At 49.4% G+C, this 15,648-nt stretch carries 12 protein-coding genes and 2 tRNA genes; 11 read left to right on the forward strand and 3 right to left on the reverse strand.

Annotated features, from left to right (window positions below; genetic code table 11):
- Window positions 1–224: 224 nt before the first annotated feature.
- Both ACTQ3V_RS13965 and ACTQ3V_RS13970 read right to left on the reverse strand, forming a co-directional pair.
- A tRNA-Pro gene (locus ACTQ3V_RS13965) sits at window positions 225–300 on the reverse strand.
- Window positions 301–1,324: 1,024 nt separating this feature from the next.
- Window positions 1,325–1,885, reverse strand: coding sequence for a cysteine hydrolase family protein (locus ACTQ3V_RS13970; RefSeq protein WP_441468064.1), 561 nt, complete (start codon window positions 1,883–1,885; stop codon window positions 1,325–1,327).
- 135 nt (window positions 1,886–2,020) lie between these two features.
- Here ACTQ3V_RS13970 and ACTQ3V_RS13975 point away from each other — a divergent pair, with 135 nt between their 5' ends.
- From ACTQ3V_RS13975 to ACTQ3V_RS14025, 11 genes are all read left to right on the forward strand, one after another.
- Window positions 2,021–2,725 carry an N-acetylmuramoyl-L-alanine amidase gene (locus tag ACTQ3V_RS13975; protein WP_441468065.1) on the forward strand — a complete coding sequence of 235 codons (705 nt, stop codon included), beginning with the start codon at window positions 2,021–2,023 and terminating at the stop codon, window positions 2,723–2,725.
- Between the two features lie 10 nt (window positions 2,726–2,735).
- Window positions 2,736–4,091: a DNA repair protein RadA gene (radA, locus tag ACTQ3V_RS13980; RefSeq protein WP_441468066.1), complete on the forward strand. Its 1,356-nt coding sequence runs from the start codon at window positions 2,736–2,738 to the stop codon at window positions 4,089–4,091.
- Window positions 4,092–4,172: 81 nt separating this feature from the next.
- Window positions 4,173–5,132 carry an efflux RND transporter periplasmic adaptor subunit gene (locus tag ACTQ3V_RS13985; RefSeq protein ID WP_441468067.1) on the forward strand — a complete coding sequence of 320 codons (960 nt, stop codon included), beginning with the start codon at window positions 4,173–4,175 and terminating at the stop codon, window positions 5,130–5,132.
- Window positions 5,129–6,301 carry an ABC transporter permease gene (locus ACTQ3V_RS13990; RefSeq protein ID WP_441468068.1) on the forward strand — a complete coding sequence of 391 codons (1,173 nt, stop codon included), beginning with the start codon at window positions 5,129–5,131 and terminating at the stop codon, window positions 6,299–6,301. Before ACTQ3V_RS13985 ends, ACTQ3V_RS13990 begins: the two co-directional genes overlap by 4 nt.
- Before the next feature lie 61 nt (window positions 6,302–6,362).
- On the forward strand, window positions 6,363–7,433 hold the full coding sequence (gene pyrB, locus ACTQ3V_RS13995; protein ID WP_441468075.1) for an aspartate carbamoyltransferase: 1,071 nt from the start codon (window positions 6,363–6,365) through the stop codon (window positions 7,431–7,433).
- 231 nt (window positions 7,434–7,664) lie between these two features.
- Window positions 7,665–9,140, forward strand: coding sequence for a DUF3794 domain-containing protein (locus ACTQ3V_RS14000; RefSeq protein ID WP_441468069.1), 1,476 nt, complete (start codon window positions 7,665–7,667; stop codon window positions 9,138–9,140).
- A gap of 14 nt (window positions 9,141–9,154) precedes the next feature.
- Window positions 9,155–10,630 carry a stage IV sporulation protein A gene (spoIVA, locus tag ACTQ3V_RS14005; RefSeq protein WP_441468070.1) on the forward strand — a complete coding sequence of 492 codons (1,476 nt, stop codon included), beginning with the start codon at window positions 9,155–9,157 and terminating at the stop codon, window positions 10,628–10,630.
- Window positions 10,631–10,828: 198 nt separating this feature from the next.
- Window positions 10,829–11,893, forward strand: coding sequence for a rod shape-determining protein (locus ACTQ3V_RS14010; protein WP_441468071.1), 1,065 nt, complete (start codon window positions 10,829–10,831; stop codon window positions 11,891–11,893).
- Between the two features lie 89 nt (window positions 11,894–11,982).
- Window positions 11,983–12,504, forward strand: coding sequence for a tRNA adenosine(34) deaminase TadA (gene tadA / locus ACTQ3V_RS14015; RefSeq protein WP_441468072.1), 522 nt, complete (start codon window positions 11,983–11,985; stop codon window positions 12,502–12,504).
- Between the two features lie 12 nt (window positions 12,505–12,516).
- Complete coding sequence (locus ACTQ3V_RS14020; RefSeq protein ID WP_441468073.1) at window positions 12,517–13,887, forward strand: sodium-dependent transporter; 1,371 nt, start codon at window positions 12,517–12,519, stop codon at window positions 13,885–13,887.
- 58 nt (window positions 13,888–13,945) lie between these two features.
- Window positions 13,946–14,032 (forward strand) — tRNA-Leu (locus tag ACTQ3V_RS14025).
- Between the two features lie 824 nt (window positions 14,033–14,856).
- On the opposite strand, the gene ACTQ3V_RS14030 is transcribed toward ACTQ3V_RS14025, so the two are convergent.
- On the reverse strand, window positions 14,857–15,648 hold a 792-nt coding region (locus ACTQ3V_RS14030; protein ID WP_441468074.1), incomplete at its 5' end, for an IS3 family transposase.

Consider the following 15,648-nt stretch of genomic DNA (forward strand, 5'->3'; position numbering starts at 1 on the left):
ACATGAATATGAAGCATCTGGAGGCTGCTACTGAGGATGCCTCCATTGCTGGCTGACATCATTCATGCCAGGGACTGCAAACCAATTTGCGCAAAACTCTTGACACTACCGAGAAAAGGCGTAGCACTAAGCTACGCCCCCACACAGATCGCTATATAAACTTGGAAATAAAAATGCGGAGTATCATCAGCAGACCTTTTCAGATCCTTTAATGATACTCCGCATGGTCCGAGTGACAGGATTCGAACCTGCGGCATCCTGCTCCCAAAGCAGGCGCGCTACCAACTGCGCTACACCCGGTTATGAAATTGTTTTAACCACGGCTAAAATGTGATCAAAGCCCATTTTTAATAGAATCATTTGTTGGAAGGTATTTTGTTTTAGTGGTGTGCAAGTAGGTTGTGGGGGGTCGGTTTGTTGCTTGTGGATAGGCCTTGCACATTTTTGAATGTGGTGTAAAACAAGTACGCTATACCCAAACAGATATATGATTACTTAATAACAGTAAAATCAAATCGCTTCTATTTATAGTAATCATGTTAACCCAATTAATATACCAAATATACTGCGGTTATGTCAATATAAAATGTAAAATTTTTTTTGTTGTGTAGAAGTCCAATACATATTGGACAGTTTAATAAAAAAGATAAAGGATAAGCGTAAGCTGGGAATGTTTTCACCATCGAAGGAAAAACGGTTTATAGGTTTAAACCCTATGAGCAGATGACCTATCCCGTCCAGCGAGTTAAAATAGAGGTAAAAATGGGGGCCCGCAGCCGTATCACAGACCCGAAACGCCGTCTGTTTCAATATACCGCCATTGATGAGTTCACAAAGCTTCGTTTTCTGGCCGCCTACCCGGAGCAATCCACCTTTTCTTCCTCTGATTTTCTCAAAAGGTTGCTCAAATGGTATGCACGCTAGGGTATCAGGGTGAAGTGTGTTCAGACGGACAATGGTTTTGAGTTTACCAACCGCTTTTCCGGCAGCAAACAGAATCTACCCGCTTTACTTGAGAACACTGCCGTCAAACCGGATCTCTGCCGCAAGCTCATCTCCCTCGCATACCTCGGTATAATGGCAAGGTAGAGCGCAGTTACCGAGAGAACCAGAAACACTTTTACTCTCTGAACGACTTTGCAGAACAACTTACTGTCCACAATAGACGCTCCAACAACTTTCCTATGAGCCCACTTCACTGACTTTCCCCTTTGGAATGCACTGTTCAATATGTTTGACAAATCTACAAAACGTAAAAGTTATTTTATGAGAGTTGTTATTGTATTTTTCAGACCTTCCGGCATCATGGCGTTGTCGAAAATACTTATCGGTTGATAATATTCATCTGAAGGCCTTGCATGACGTCCAGCGCTTTATCGTGGAGTACAGGGTCAAAACTGCGACACAACGAGGCATCGACCGTGATTTGTGATTCCGGCCACTGCGCCTGCATAAGGATAGCGTTGGAGATTACGCACATGTTGGTTACAACACCTACTACCAAAATGTCTCGTAAATTGGGTAAATCGTGTCCTATAGCAGAGAGATCGGTGGGGGACATGCCAAAAGTATTCTTGCAAACCGTATGAATTTGATGATTGGCACATGTTTCGCAGCAGATTTCCTGTGTCTTTCCATATAATCGCCAGCCGTTTTCCTTGGGATTGCAATGAGGTATGGGCAAGGCACGGCCTTCTCGCGTTTCCAGATAGTAGTCATCATGGGTATCGTAAGTGAACAGGACATGATCGCCTTGGGCAAGGTAGGTCTGCACCAAATGCGCAATACCGTTATCAATGGCTGCCGCCCCCTCAAATCCCAATGAACCGGTCACAAAATCGTTTTGATAGTCTATGACAGCCAGCAGTTTGGAAGCTTGGCTCATTCTTCATCCCTCCAGTTTATGATATTATTATACCATGATTTTATAGAGCCAACAATGAAAATATTGCGCGCTGCGGTAATGTCAATTATAATGGACACAGAATACGCATACCTTGTCATGACGGAGGTGTGCGCAGTGAGAGAACGATGGAAAAAATATGTATTGGGCTGCGTGTTGCTGGTGTTCGCCGTTGTGATGGCCTGGACAACAGGGGAGCAGGTAGTTCAGGCAATTGCACAGAGTCATAGGGTGCGCACGTTGGTGATTGATGCAGGGCACGGCGGGTTTGACGGCGGCGCAATCGGATCAAACGGAACTACGGAACAGGATATCAATTTAAGTATTGCCAAACGTGTACAACTGTTGGCATCGTTCTTTGGTGTGCAGACAGTTATGACGCGCGAAGACACAAACGCGCTGGATTACGATCCCTCCCGTCCTGTGCGGGAGAACAAAGTTTCTGATATCAAAGCACGTCAACAAGTTGTGGAGCAGACAGCAAATCCTGTTTTTCTCAGCATCCATTTAAATAAGTTCAGTGATGCACAGTATCATGGGGCTCAGGTTTTTTACTCTACCAATCATGCGGGTGGCTGCGCATTGGCGGAGCTTTTGCAGGATGCGTTGATTACAGGTTGTGACCCGACCAACAAAAGACAGGCCAAACCGGCAGACCAGAGCATTTACCTGATGAAAGTGCTGGATTGTCCGGCGGTGATCGTAGAGTGTGGTTTTTTATCCAATCCCGCTGAAGAAGCGCTTCTTGGGAATCAGGAATATCATAAAAAACTGGCTGCCAGTATTGTAACCGGATATCTTCGGTACGAAAACGGCGTTTAACGGAGGAAATATGAAACAGAAAACCGTATATCTTTGTAGTGATTGTGGTTATGAAAGTCCAAAATGGTTTGGCAAATGCCCTTCCTGTGGTGCGTGGAATACCATGAGCGAATTTAAGGTGAAGCCAGAATCCGCAGCGCGCGGCACAGACACATTTCAGCGCGGGATATCGCGTCCGACGCTGCTCAAGGATATCGACAGCGGGGATGAAAGTCGGTTCCACTCCGGCATAGGAGAGTTGGATCGGGTGCTGGGCGGTGGTGCAGTACACGGTTCCTTTGTTCTGGTGGGCGGTGAGCCGGGCATAGGTAAATCCACGCTGCTATTGCAAATGTGTCAGGAAATGTGTAAATCTGCGCGTGTTTTATATGTGTCCGGTGAAGAATCGCTCCGGCAGATTAAACTTCGGGCAGCACGGCTTCAGATCTCGTCACCTGATTTATACATTCTTTCGGAAACGGATATGGAGCAAATTATTGCGGAAACAGAGCAAATGGCGCCTGATATTCTGATTGTGGACTCCATTCAAACGGTTTATAAACGCGATTTGACAGCGGCGCCGGGCGGTTCGACCCAGATTAAAGAGTGCGCCATGAGCCTGATGCAGTACGCAAAAAACAAGAATGTGACCATTTTCATTGTAGGTCACGTCAACAAGGAGGGTACACTGGCCGGCCCTAAAATTTTGGAGCATATGGTGGACTGCGTTCTGTATTTTGAAGGGGAGACCACGGGGCCGTTTCGCTGTCTACGCGCAGCGAAAAACCGTTATGGTTCTACCAATGAAATCGGCGTGTTTGAAATGAGCGACCATGGTTTGCTTGAGGTGCAGAACCCGTCTGCCGCTATGCTGGCTGGACACCCGCAGGGCGCGTCTGGAAACTGTATTGCCTGTGTGATGGAAGGTAGCCGTCCTCTGCTGGCCGAAGTGCAGGCGTTGGCAGCGAAAACGCAATTTGGCGTGCCGCGTCGCACTGCGGCAGGCGTGGATTATAACCGTATGGTGTTGCTGCTGGCAATTCTCGAAAAGCGCTGCGGCTTGTTTCTTTCTTCTTCGGACGTATATGTCAACGTAGTAGGCGGTATGCGGTTGGATGAGCCTGCGGTCGACCTGCCAATGGTGTTATCGATTGCGTCCAGCTTTCGGGATAAGCCGCTTCCAGAGGGGGTAATGAGCTTCGGTGAGATAGGGCTGACGGGAGAACTGCGTGCGGTTTCCAACGCCGCGCAGCGCATCAATGAGGCATATCGATTGGGATTCCATACCTGCGTCATGCCAATGCAGGAGATTGACGAGGAATTGACGAATAAAATGAACATCGTGCGTGCAAAAACAGTTGCAGACGCGATTCGCGCGGTACTGTAAGAAAAACCAGTTTTTGCATGTGTAAAACCGGCCATTCTTTCGTAGACTAATGACAGTCTTGCGGCGGGAGGTCGGTTTTTTGTGGAAAAAAAGGCGCGGATGGTGTTGGGCGCAACGGCAGTGGTACTGTGTGCATTGACTTTTTGGTCGTGGAAACAGCGCACACCGGCATCGGTGGCTGTGCGAACCGGTGTGGCCACGGTACAGGATATTTATAATAGTATCACTGTTCCCGGTACAATTGAGGCAGCTGACAGCACGGTGGTAGTGCCGTCAGCTGACGCGGTAGTTACGACCGTCTATGCGTCGGTTGGTGAAACTGTGGAGCAGGGAGCCATCCTCTGCACATTGACGCAGGCCAGCCAAACCAACTTGCTGTTGCAAGACAGGATACAGTCTGTATGGAGCGCAATGGCAGGTGGAGAGGCGCAGACTGTACAGTCAGAGGAGGATATGGTGCTGCGTGCACCGGTTTCCGGAACAGTTTTGGATGTGCCAGAGGTGGGGGAAAGTGTTTTTGCAGGCGTGCCGTGCGTGAGGATATCTGACTTGGACTGTTTACAGGTACGTGCGCAATCTCCGGAGATGTATGCCGGAGAGCTGGAAAGCGGTCAGCGGGCTAATGTGACGGTTTCGGCTTTGGAAGACGCCGTCTTTGGCGCAAAGGTCAAAAGTCTCTCGCCCGTCGCAGCGCGCGCAGTCAGTCTGACGGGGGAAAGCGCTGAAGCGACCGTCGAGGCGATCTTGGAGCTGACCGGAAACGTGGAGGGGCTGCGGCCGGGCTATTCGGCCACAGTGAAAATTTTTACCGACTATCATGCGGATGCAGTTGCTGTGCCGATGGAGGCGATTTGCCAGCGTGGGGAGCAGGAATATGTGTTCTGCTTAGAAGGGAACAGGGCGGTTCAACGTGCCGTAACAACCGGGTATATACTGGAATCGGTAACGGAGATTTGCGAAGGTGTGGATGCGAATGCTGTGGTGATTCTGTCGCCGCCGGATTCGCTGGAGGATGGTGACTTGGTCGAGGTGATGGCATGAGATTTTCCGACTTGCTTCGGCTGGCTGCCGGAAATTTGCGGGAAAATCCATTACGCACAATCCTGTGTGCACTGTCCGTTGCTGTTGGTGCCGGGGCACTGCTGCTGATTGCAGCGATTGGGATGCTGGGGCAGGAAAAAGTGAGCGAAGGACTTAAAACCCTAGGTGTCAGCGGACTCACCGTATATTTGGAGGATCATGGCGCGGGCAATCCGTTATCCGCAGAGCTTGCCGACCGGATGGAAGAGGCGGTGGCGGAGATTGACAGCGTTATGCCGATTGAGGCGAAGTCTGGTACTGTGCGGGCAGGACATACCAGTGAAGATGTGCTTTTTTTGGGAGCGGATGAACGGCTGGGGGAAGTGATGCAGCTCGAACTGCTTGCGGGGACCTTGCTTGGTGCACAGCAAGCAGATAGCGCTAAGCAGGTTGCCGTAGTTGGCGATGATCTGGCCCAGTCTCTATACGGGCGGGATAATATTGTCGGTCGTACCATACGGGTACGCTTTGATGGGCAGGATCAATATTTCACCGTGTGTGGAGTTGTAAAAGCGCAAACCAGTGCGTTAGGGTCGCTTGCTTCATCCTTCGCCCCGCATTTGGTGTATATTCCGTATATGTGTCTGGCAACCCCGCAGGAAAATGCGGATCAGGTCTTTGTACAATGCTCGGCGGATGCGAGCTTGCCTGCTGTCAGTTCGCAGATTTCACGATATCTAACCGGATATGGTCAAGTGGATGGAACGGTTCGGGTGCAAAACATGTCTGGCATGGTGGATACGGTGAACCGGTTGGCCGGCCTTGGCGTTATGCTGTTCGCTGTGGTGGGAGCAATTACGCTTTGTGTCGCGCTGATCGGTGTGCTTTGCAGCATGCTGGCGGCAGCATATGAAAAGACGGGGGAAATCGGCATCCTGCTCGCGCTCGGTGCGCAAACACGGGATATCCGTCGCGTTTTTCTGCTGCAATCTGCGCTGCTGTGCGCATTGGGCGGATTATGCGGTATGGGGGTCGTGCTGGCTGTGCTCTTCGGGACGATTGCGCTTTTACCGGATTGGCGTATGATAATAGGACTCTTTATGCTATGTCTTTGCTGCGGCATCGCAGCCGGCCTGTTGCCGGCTGTACGCGCGGCGCGACTTGATCCGATCGAAGCAATGCGGAAATAACCCTTTTCTTTCTTTTTTCCCTGTGGTATGATTATCAAAGAAAAGAAAGAAAAGGGGATGGATCATCCAAATGCGCCATATCATTGATTTGTGCGATTTGACGGAAAAGGAGTTTTCCGACCTATATAAGCTGACCACAAACATCATTGACCGCCCCGAGGGTTATACGGACGCTTGCCGCGGTAAGGTGTTGGGCAGTCTGTTTTACGAGCCTTCCACCCGGACCAATCTATCATTTTCTACTGCGATGATGCGTTTAGGCGGTAGTGTGGTCGGCTTTTCCGATCCGGGTTCCTCATCAACGACAAAAGGAGAAACCTTGAAGGATACCATCAATATGGTTTCCAGTTATGCGGATATGATTGTCATGCGTAATCCGCGCGAGGGAGCTGCAAAAGCGGCGTCCATGTATTCCTCCGTGCCGGTGATCAACGCAGGTGACGGCGGCCACTTACACCCGACACAGACTCTGACGGATATGGTCACCATACTGCGTATGCGGGGTTCAGCAGACGATATGAAAATCGGTTTGTGCGGCGATTTGAAGTACGGACGTACCGTACATTCTCTTCTGCATTTTCTGGAACGATATCACAATGTACAGATTTATCTGATTGCACCGGATGTATTGGGTTTGCCGGATTATATGATTCAGTTCCTGAAAGAGCATAATATGCCATATTGCGAAGTAAAGAGCATTGACGATGCACTGCCGGAATTGGATGTATTATACATGACGCGAATCCAGCGAGAACGGTTTGTGACGGCGCAGGAATATCAGAATTTAGAAGGAAATTACCAACTGACAGCGGAAAAACTCAAGCGCGCCAAAAAGGATATGCTGGTGCTGCATCCGCTGCCACGCGTGGATGAAATCGCTCAGGATGTGGACGATGACCCGCGTGCGGTTTACTTTCGTCAGGCACGTTTCGGTATGTTTGGTCGTATGGCGCTGCTGCTGACATTATCCAAACTGCCGTTCATTCGCGCAGGTCATCAGGATATCGGTTCGCACGGTGTGAAGTGCTCAAATCATAAATGTATCACTAAAACCGAATCCTACCTGCCGTTAGAGGGCAAAGTGGGAGAGCGTTGCCCATATTGTGATGCGCCGCTGGAAATGCTGCTCTAAGTGACAATATTCGTCACTTGCTGTTTGACTATATAAACAGGAATAATACCATTGTGCTAAAAGTCCGATTCAGTGCAAAGCTGAATCGGGCTTTTTTCATCTGCCGTACCCGAGAAAAGAGCAGAAGAGCATGGTTGTAAGCGTTCTGCAAATTTTTGTTTATTCTCATATTTCACTACAGGGGGACATATTGTTAGATAGGAGCGCAGTGAAAAGGAGGAGACAGCACCAATGGAACTAAATCAAACAAGCATCCATTACTATGATAAGCGGCTTGCGCGAATATCGACCTGCAGTGAAACAGCCGACTCGATTGTGCCGGATACCTTCCCGGATATTGGCCGGATTGTTTGTGCATACGGCACGGCGGCAGTACGGGATCAAACGCCGCAAAGCGGCAGGCTTCTTGCATCCGGTATGGTGCAGATCGTTGTGTTGTATGAACCGGAAAAGGGGGGAGGATTTCGCCGCCTGTCGGTTCCGGTCAGCTTTGCGCACATCGAAGAATGCGAAGGAATTGATGCGGAAACCGTCTGCATTGTGAGATGTCAGGTCGCGACAGTGGATGTGGTGGCGGTGAACAGCCGCAAGCTGAATGTAAAAGTGCAGCTCTGTTTTTTCATTGAGGGATATTGCCAGACACAATGTGAAATCACCGAAGGAACACAGGAAAAACAGGTCGAACTGCTCAGTGAGATGCAAACGGTAACGCTGACCGAACAGGTGCGCGCATATCCGATTACCGTGTTGGATGATGTGTCGATGCAGGATGCGGATGGCTTGTCGATTCTGCACACCAACTGTACATTAAGAACGTCGGAGTGTCGGGCGATGCGCGGAAAAATTGTCCTGAAGGGAGAGGCTGAAATCCAGTGTCTTGCGATGCAGGAAGACGATGTTGTGCGTATCCTATCCAACACGACGCCTTTTACGCAGATTCTGGAGATGCCGGAGGTCGAAGAGCAGGATACCGTTTTCGCTCAGCTTGCGGTGCGTGAGATTGACAGCCGCATTGAACCGGACGGCCTGCTTTCCTATACTGTATCGGTTACCGCACTGATTACCGTTCGGCGCACAAAAACATTATGCAGGATTAAAGACCTCTATCTGCCGGGACGAACGCTGCAGATGAGCGAAGAAAAAACGTTGCTGCATTCTATGCCGCCTTGCGTTGCTTTTACCGCAGAGGCATCGGAAACCCTACAAACCGCGCAGCATGCAGCGCATATTGTTTCTACACAAGCGGTTTGCTGCAGCGCAAAGCACAGTGCGAAAGGCGATTTGCAAATTACCGCAGCCATACAAGTGCTATATCTGAGCGATGAGCAGCAACTATATGCGGTAGACCGACTGGTCCCAATGACCATGCCTTGCCTTGTTACAGGGGAACTGTCCGATATTTCACTGACCGTGCGGGCCTCTGCTGCCGGGGAAACCGGTGTTCTGTGCAATGTTACAGCATCCGGCATGGCAACTGCAGAAGAACGGGTTGCATTTCGACATATTACATCGCTTGAAGCGGGAGAAGCACAGCAGAAAACAGCAGATGCAACCTTGTTGCTTCGCTATGTTCAAGAGGAGCAGCAGCTATGGGAAATTGCCAAGGACTGCGGTACAACCATGGAGGAAATTCGGCGTGTCAATGACTTGCCGGCGGATGCCACAGGTGTTTCCCACATGGTGTTGCTGATACCGATGCAGGTATGAAAGGCGGGGAAATTTTGGATCATCAAATCTATAATCAAATCAGCGCGCGTACTGGCGGTGATATCTATATTGGTGTGGTTGGGCCGGTACGCACGGGCAAATCCACGTTGATTAAGCGGTTTATGGAAACCATGGTGCTGCCCGGCATGGACAATATGTATAAAAGAGAACGGGCGCGGGATGAATTGCCGCAATCCGGAGCCGGGCGAACCATTATGACCGCAGAACCGAAGTTTGTTCCAGAGGAAGCGGCGGAAATCGCTTTGCCGGATGGCGGAATGTGCCGAATCCGTCTGGTGGATTGTGTCGGATATCTGGTGGATGGCGCGCTCGGCGGTATGGAGGATGATATGCCGCGCATGGTTTCCACACCTTGGCGTGAGGAACCAATGACACTCGCGGAAGCGGCAGAAACCGGTACCAATAAAGTCATCGGAGAACATTCCACCATTGGCCTTGTGGTGACGACCGATGGCAGCTTTACCGAAATTCCACGAGAAAATTATGTACCCGCGGAGCAGCGCGTCATTGAAGAATTGCGCGCGCTCGGTAAGCCGTTTCTTGTGCTGGTAAATTCGGCGGAGCCGGAGGGAGAACACGCTAAAGCGGTTTGCGATGTGCTGCGGAGCCAGTATCAGGTAGAACCGCTGGCGGTCAACTGTCTGGAACTGGACGAAAATGATATTGCGGATATTATGCAGCGCGTTTTGTATGAATTCCCTGTGTGTGAAATCGCGTTTACGCTGCCACGTTATATCGGTGCGCTGCCGCCGCAGCACGCGGTTCGCCAAAGTATTTATCAATCCGTTCGTTCTGCTGCGCAGGGCGGAGAGAAAATGCGCGACATTCGAACCATATGCGACCGTATTGGGGAAAATGAATATGTCGGACGGGTGCATGTTGATCAGATGGCGCTGGGCAGCGGCAAAGCCAGCATCAGCATTGAAATTCCCGAGCAGGTCTTTTATGAGATTGTCGGGCAGCAAACCAAGATTCACATACAGGATGCTGCCGATTTGATTTCAGTACTGAGTGATTTTGCCGAGATTAAACGAAAATATGAGCGGCTGCGCGGTGCGTTGGATCAGGTCTATCAGACGGGATATGGCGTGGTAATGCCATCGGTGGATGAATTGACTTTGGAAGCGCCGGAAATCGTCCGTCAGGGAGGACGGTATGGCGTACGGCTGCGCGCATCGGCGCCGTCAATCCATTTGATGAGAGCCAATATCAAAGCAGAGGTCAATCCCATTGTAGGAACGGAAAAACAGTCGGAAGAGTTGGTGCATTATCTGCTCAGTGAATTCGAGGAGCAGCCGGAGAAAATCTGGGATACCAATATTTTCGGAAAGTCCCTCAATGAATTGGTACGGGAGGAGTTATCTCATAAGTTGAGCCGGATGCCGGATGATGCCCGTGGGAAGATTCGGGAAACACTGGAAAAAATCATTAACGAAAGTGCGGGCGGCTTGATTTGCATCATTCTGTAAGTCGTTGGGCGGGTATCCATCGGATACCCGCTTTTTGTCATATCTTGGTTTGTCAGATATCGTCAGCACATCAAATTGGTATGTATAAGGCCTGTTCCACAACTATTTTGTAAATTGTCTTGAAAATGGTTATATAGATAGGGTATAATAAGATTATTGTAATTTGGTGGTAACAGAGCAAAAGGATGAATGTTGATTATGGCTTCTTTTTTGGAGACAATAGCGAAGAAGTTTTCGCTTTTTTCAAGCGATATTGGTATCGACTTGGGTACGGCGACTGTGCTGGTTTATGTTAAGGGCAAGGGAGTTGTGCTCAACGAGCCTTCTGTTGTAGCAGTAGACAAGGTTTCAGGTAAAATTTTGTCTGTTGGTGCAGAGGCGCAGAAAATGCTGGGCCGTACACCGGGTAATATTATCGCCATTCGGCCGCTTCGGGAAGGCGTGATTTCCGACTATGAGATGACCGAGCGGATGATTAAAGAATTTATTCGCAAGGTGCAGGGATTCCGGCTGTTTAAGCCAAACGTGGTTATTTGTGTGCCGTCGATTATCACGGAAGTCGAAGAGCGCGCGGTCATTGATGCCGGCACGCAGGCAGGCGCCAAGCGCGTGTTTTTGATTGAGGAGCCGGTGGCAGCCGCAATCGGTGCCGGAATCGACATTGCAAAGCCGAACGGCAATATGGTGGTGGATATTGGCGGCGGTACGACCGACGTTGCAGTTATCTCGCTGGGCGGTATTGTAGAATCTACTTCTATTAAAATTGCAGGCGATAAGTTTGACGAGGCGATCGTCAAATATGTGCGTCGCAAGCACAATGCTTTGATTGGTGAACGTACAGCAGAGCTGATTAAGAAAAATATCGGCTGCGTTTATCCGCGCTCGGAGGAAGTATCCATGGAGGTTAAGGGGCGCTGCCTGATGACCGGTCTCCCGCGAACATTCACGGTTAATTCGACCGAAATTCTGGATGCGCTCGAAGAGGTGTCCACAGCAATTATTGAAGCAATTCATTGGGTTATTGAACGCACCCCGCCGGAATTGACAGGTGATATTTCCACCAATGGCATCGTGATGACCGGGGGCGGCTCTTTGATTTGGGGATTTGACAAACTGGTAGCATCCAAAACCGGTATTCCGACACATGTCGCGGATGAAGCGATTTCCTGTGTGGCGTATGGAACAGGCAACTGTCTGGAAAATCTGTCCGGAATGCAGGACGGCACGATGAATTTGTCACGCCAGCGCCAGATGATGCAATAATCTGAGGACTGCATATAAGCAAACACCCGCCGTTGTGACGGGTGTTTTTGATGCAAACCCAATTCAGTTTGTACTGTGAAGAGGTAACTATGACCGAGCAGGAAAAATATATGAATGCTGCGCTTCGCTTGGCGCATAAAGCTGCTGAAGAGGGGGAAGTCCCTGTCGGAGCTGTGGTGGTTTGTGACGGCAGGATTGTCGGCCGGGGAAGAAACCGCCGGGAAACCAAAAAAAATGCGCTGTATCATGCGGAAATCGAAGCGATCAATAAGGCCTGCAAAAAGTTGGGCGGATGGCGGCTGCATCGGTGTGATCTCTATGTAACGCTGGAACCTTGCCCGATGTGTGCGGGGGCGATCATCAATGCACGGATTCAAACAGTATATTTCGGCGCGGCGGATCCAAAAGCCGGCTCGTGCGGATCGCTGGTTAATTTGTTTGATTTGCCGTACAATCATCAGCCGGCAATTGTATCAGGTGTGCTTGGTGAGGAATGTGGAGCGGTTTTGAAATCCTTTTTCCGAGCCTTGCGTGAAAACAGAAAAGCATTGCGTCTGCAACAGAAATCAGATGCCGTGAAGGCGTTTGACCATAGAATTCAAGAGAAATAAGGGGTTAAAACAATGCAAAGAGAAAAGCTTGGCTCTCGCCTTGGCTTCATTCTGCTTTCCGCAGGATGCGCAATCGGCGTGGGCAACGTCTGGAAGTTCCCATGGATGGTGGGACAGTACGGCGGCGGCGCGTTCGTTGTCTTTTATGTGCTATTTTTGCTTATTCTTGGTCTTCCGATCATGACGATGGAATTTGCGGTCGGTCGTGCCAGTCAAAAAAGTCCGGTTCGTGCTTATCAGGAGCTGGAAAAGCCGGGAACAAAATGGCATATTCATGGCTATCTTGCTATGATCGGTAACTATCTGTTAATGATGTTTTACACTACGGTGTGCGGGTGGATGCTGCACTATTTTTGCTTGACCGCAAGCGGCAAATTTGTAGGCGCAACGACCGAGCAGGTTGGTGCCGCATTTCCGGAGATGCTGGGTCAGCCGCTTGTAATGGCTGGTTGGATGGTTGTAGTTGTGATTGTTGGTTTCGCCATCAATTCTTTCGGCTTGCAGGGTGGCTTGGAACGTGTGACGAAGGTTATGATGATTGCGCTTTTGGCCATCATGGTTATTTTGGCCATCAACAGCGTTATGACTGATGGTGCCGCCGAAGGCATCCGGTTTTACTTAATTCCGGATTTGAATCGCATGATGGAATCCGGTCCTATCAATGTTATTGTTGGCGCGATGAATCAGTCGTTTTTTACGTTGTCGCTTGGTATCGGCGCAATGGCTATTTTTGGAAGCTATATTGGTAAGGGACGTGCGCTGTTGGGAGAAGCGGTCAATGTTGCCATTCTGGATACCTTTGTTGCGTTTACTGCCGGACTTATTATTTTCCCAGCGTGTTTTGCGTTTGGTGTTTCTCCAGACAGCGGCCCGAATCTGATTTTTGTGACGCTGCCGAATATTTTCAACCATATGGCACTTGGACAGCTGTGGGGGAGCCTGTTCTTTGTGTTCATGGCGTTTGCGGCATTTTCTACGGTTTTAGCGGTATTTGAAAATATCATGTCTTGCTGCATGGATTTGACCGGATGGAGTAGAAAAAAAGTGGCACTGATGAACACGGTGCTGATGATTTTACTCTCTCTGCCGTGCGTGTTGGGCTACAATGTTTGGTCCGGTTTTCAGCCGTTTGGCGAAGGCTCTGCTGTGCTGGACTTGGAGGACTTTCTGGTGTCTAACATTTGGCTGCCACTTGGTTCTCTGGTTTATCTGTTGTTCTGCACAACACGGTATGGTTGGGGTTGGAAGAACTTTAAGGAAGAGGCGAACGAAGGCGGCGGCATGAAGGTACGAGATGGTATCCGATTCTATGTCAGCTATATTCTTCCGCTGATCGTTTTGGTCATTTTTATTCTTGGTATAAAAGATAAATTTTTTGCTTAATATGTCTTGAAATTTGGGATGCAATACGATATAATAATAAACGTTGTATCCCACATCTGCCGGTGTGATGGAATTGGTAGACGTAGTGGACTCAAAATCCACCGCTGGCGACAGCGTACCGGTTCGAGTCCGGTCACCGGCACCATGGCGAGTGTTCTTATAGCATTTGAAAAGCTGTATGAACACTCGTCTTTTTTATTGCTTTCAGCTGGCGATTTCGGCTGGGGTATAGTTGACGAACACACCCTTTCTGGTGTTGACGGTCACATCAGGGGTTGGCAGGTCAGGTTCAATAGGCAACACAAGCAAGTCATCGCAGAGCGCTGGCTGAAGGCAACACCGCATAATGAGTGGGAAAAAACCGTCCTGCTGGCAAGTGGTGTTTCCTTAGATATTTCTTGTGTAAGGCGTATATGCTCATACAGCTATATTCACTTTCCTTGATACGTGTCCTATCTCTTCGCCCAATTCAAAACAACAGTAAAGTACCTCATATTTCAATTCTGCTGAAGGATACCTTCAACGCGTAAGGGGATGGCAGTCTTGTGTCCTGTGCATAGGATTGTATTCCATACAGCCACCTTCATTTTACATCCCAGCCTTTTTTCGTTCATACCAGCGATAAAGCATTGATTGGCTCGGGTATCCAGACCGTCAAAGTACCCATGTACTTACCCAATCGATTATATTCTGGCAGTGTAACTTTTCTTCCTGTTCCTTCGCATATATTTAGTCGTTTTTTCCTTTGGAGCACAACTTTCTGTCTCATCGCCGACCCCTTACTTGAAAAATTTCAATTGCCAAAGTGCTTCAAGTGGAGCTGACTACCTATCTGGACTACTGTAAAAGGTGTGCGTCGAGATAAAAGGAAAGGGCTTGCCGCCAGCTATTTGAACCGCTACCCGTCAAGAGGACAGTGAAAAATATAAAGTTTTCCCGGCTGGCAGCCAATGCGCTGCCAGCCGCTTTTTATGCAGTAAGGCACAACTCGTGTTTCTCCATCGGTGTCAGCACGCCCAGATTGCGCTGAACTCTCCTAGTGTTGTAATAGCGGATGTAGCTCTCAATCATCTGAACAAGCTCCTGCTTACTGGTAAAACGCCTGCCATAATAGCGTTCCCGTTTCAGGATGCCCCAGAAGCCTTCCATAGGGCCATTGTCAATACAATGTGCCACGCGGGACATACTCTGTATCATTCCCGCCTGTATGAGTTTCTGGTGGAATGCTCGGCTTGTATATTGGTAGCCTCTGTCACTGTGGAACAGAGAATGTGCATCCGGGTTGATCTTAACGGCTCTGTCAAAGGTCTTGAATACGAGAGGATTGTCATTGCGCTCACTCAGCGCATAGGCCACGATGCGCCGGTCACAGAGATCCAGAATCGCGCTCAGATAGAGCTTATGTACCTCAATACCCTCATACCATTTGAACTCCGTCACATCAGTGAGCCACTTCTCATTGGGTTTGTCAGCGTAAAATTGACGGCCCAGCAGGTTTTCGGCAAGATACTGAGGATTCTTGGCCTGCCTGGTACAGCCGTGGTTATGGTATTTCACAGTAGACCGTATATCTCTGGCCCGGCAGATTCGCAGCACTCTCTTGTCATTGACATGGATACCATAATCATGGCGCAGATCGTCATTTAGTCGCCGGTAGCCTTTATCTGGGCTTTCCATATGGATTCTTGCAATCTTGTCCGCTAACTGTTCGTTTTCCGAAGTTCTGCGGCTCAATTTTCCGCAAGCCCATTTGTGGTAGGC

Source organism: Candidatus Agathobaculum pullicola (genome assembly GCF_052117205.1).
Classification (GTDB): domain Bacteria; phylum Bacillota; class Clostridia; order Oscillospirales; family Butyricicoccaceae; genus Agathobaculum; species Agathobaculum pullicola.

Bases quoted from the DNA above. Each gene is read 5' to 3' on its own strand.
- ACTQ3V_RS13970 (WP_441468064.1), bottom strand. From the start codon at position 1,885: ATGAGCCAAGCTTCCAAACTGCTGGCTGTCATAGACTATCAAAACGAT.
- radA (WP_441468066.1), top strand. From the start codon at position 2,736: ATGAAACAGAAAACCGTATATCTTTGTAGTGATTGTGGTTATGAAAGT.
- ACTQ3V_RS13990 (WP_441468068.1), top strand. From the start codon at position 5,129: ATGAGATTTTCCGACTTGCTTCGGCTGGCTGCCGGAAATTTGCGGGAA.
- ACTQ3V_RS14000 (WP_441468069.1), top strand. From the start codon at position 7,665: ATGGAACTAAATCAAACAAGCATCCATTACTATGATAAGCGGCTTGCG.
- ACTQ3V_RS14010 (WP_441468071.1), top strand. From the start codon at position 10,829: ATGGCTTCTTTTTTGGAGACAATAGCGAAGAAGTTTTCGCTTTTTTCA.
- tadA (WP_441468072.1), top strand. From the start codon at position 11,983: ATGACCGAGCAGGAAAAATATATGAATGCTGCGCTTCGCTTGGCGCAT.
- ACTQ3V_RS14020 (WP_441468073.1), top strand. From the start codon at position 12,517: ATGCAAAGAGAAAAGCTTGGCTCTCGCCTTGGCTTCATTCTGCTTTCC.